General features: G+C 41.4%; 1 protein-coding gene and 1 pseudogene. One reads left to right on the top strand and one right to left on the bottom strand.

The genetic code is table 11. The features are described from left to right. Nucleotides 1-416, top strand: a pseudogene (locus tag Q0614_RS01290) (hypothetical protein); the annotation flags it as partial. Between the two features lie 212 nt (nucleotides 417-628). On the opposite strand, the gene ybeY reads toward Q0614_RS01290, so the two are convergent. After that, complete coding sequence (gene ybeY / locus Q0614_RS01295) at nucleotides 629-1132, bottom strand: rRNA maturation RNase YbeY (protein WP_298785939.1); 504 nt, start codon at nucleotides 1130-1132, stop codon at nucleotides 629-631. Nucleotides 1133-1164: the final 32 nt, after the last annotated feature.

A 1164-nucleotide genomic window follows, 5' to 3' on the forward strand; every position in this document is an offset into this window, starting at 1 on the left:
TGAATAAAACGATTAAAGACGGCTTTACGGGGAGAGGATTTACGTTATATAAATTTGATAATAAGCTTTTGTATATTATGACGTATAGAGATTTTCGGCAATACGAGATGTCTTTTGCAAATTTTATGTATATTCTAGATCCGCAAGAGTGCAGTAAAATTATAAAAGACCCCTCATACGATTCATATTATAGCAGGATAGATTTTGAGGATTATCGAAACAAGATCGCAGGAGATACTCTGATTTATTTCGGACCAATAAAATATAAGAGCGAAGATTATCTACTTTTTATCGATTCCGCAAATTTAATAAACGGTCTTAAAGCGGTTTTTATTAAAATTAGCAAATTTAAAGACAAAGTTTCGCAAACATCCGTTTGTAGAAATTTATATTTAAATACAAAAATTTACCATTAAGTAGTTAATCATACAAACGCATTCAGTTGCGATTGATAAATTTTGGGCATGCGAAATTTTGGTTGGGAAATTACGGCGATTTACCCTAAAAATCCTTTTATCGCTACGGTTTTGGGTCGCTTGTTTTTGCTTTCATATCTGCGTTTTTAAAATTTGATTAAAATTTTAGGTCACTGCACATGCCTTGCTCGCCCCTTTTCGATATACAGCGCCTATTCCTCGCTTCCCTCCGTTCGCACGATCAGGCTTTTTGGAAGGCGAAATTTTTCGATGATCTCACACTCTTTGGCGCGCATCTGTCCGTCGTCGCTCTCGTGGTCGTAACCTAGCACGTGCAGCATGCCGTGCGTAAAAAGCAGCGCCGTCTCGTCATCTCTGCCGTGCCCCAGCTGCGCGGCTTTCAGCTCTACGAGGTCTAAATTTATCACAACCGAGCCGAGCAGCACGGGGGCGAAATTCTCGCCGTCAAAATTTTCATTCTTTAAATTTTCATCGTTAGGATTTTTGCTCGCGAAATTTACGGCGTTTTGATTTTCGCCTGCGGAATTTACAGTGCTTGTATTTTCTCTGGCGGCTTTTGCGGTGTCTGAATTTTCACTAGCAGAATTTGCAGCGTATGGATTTTTGCCGCCGCTGTTTTTATGCGTGGAATTTTCCTCGTTCAAATCCCCGACAAAGCCCGCAAACGCCGCGGGATCGAGCGGGAAGCTCAGCACGTCGGTCGCCTTATCGATGCCGCGCGTTTGCG

The sequence above is a fragment of the uncultured Campylobacter sp. genome, assembly GCF_937997595.1.
In the GTDB taxonomy this organism is placed as follows: Bacteria; Campylobacterota; Campylobacteria; order Campylobacterales; family Campylobacteraceae; genus Campylobacter_B.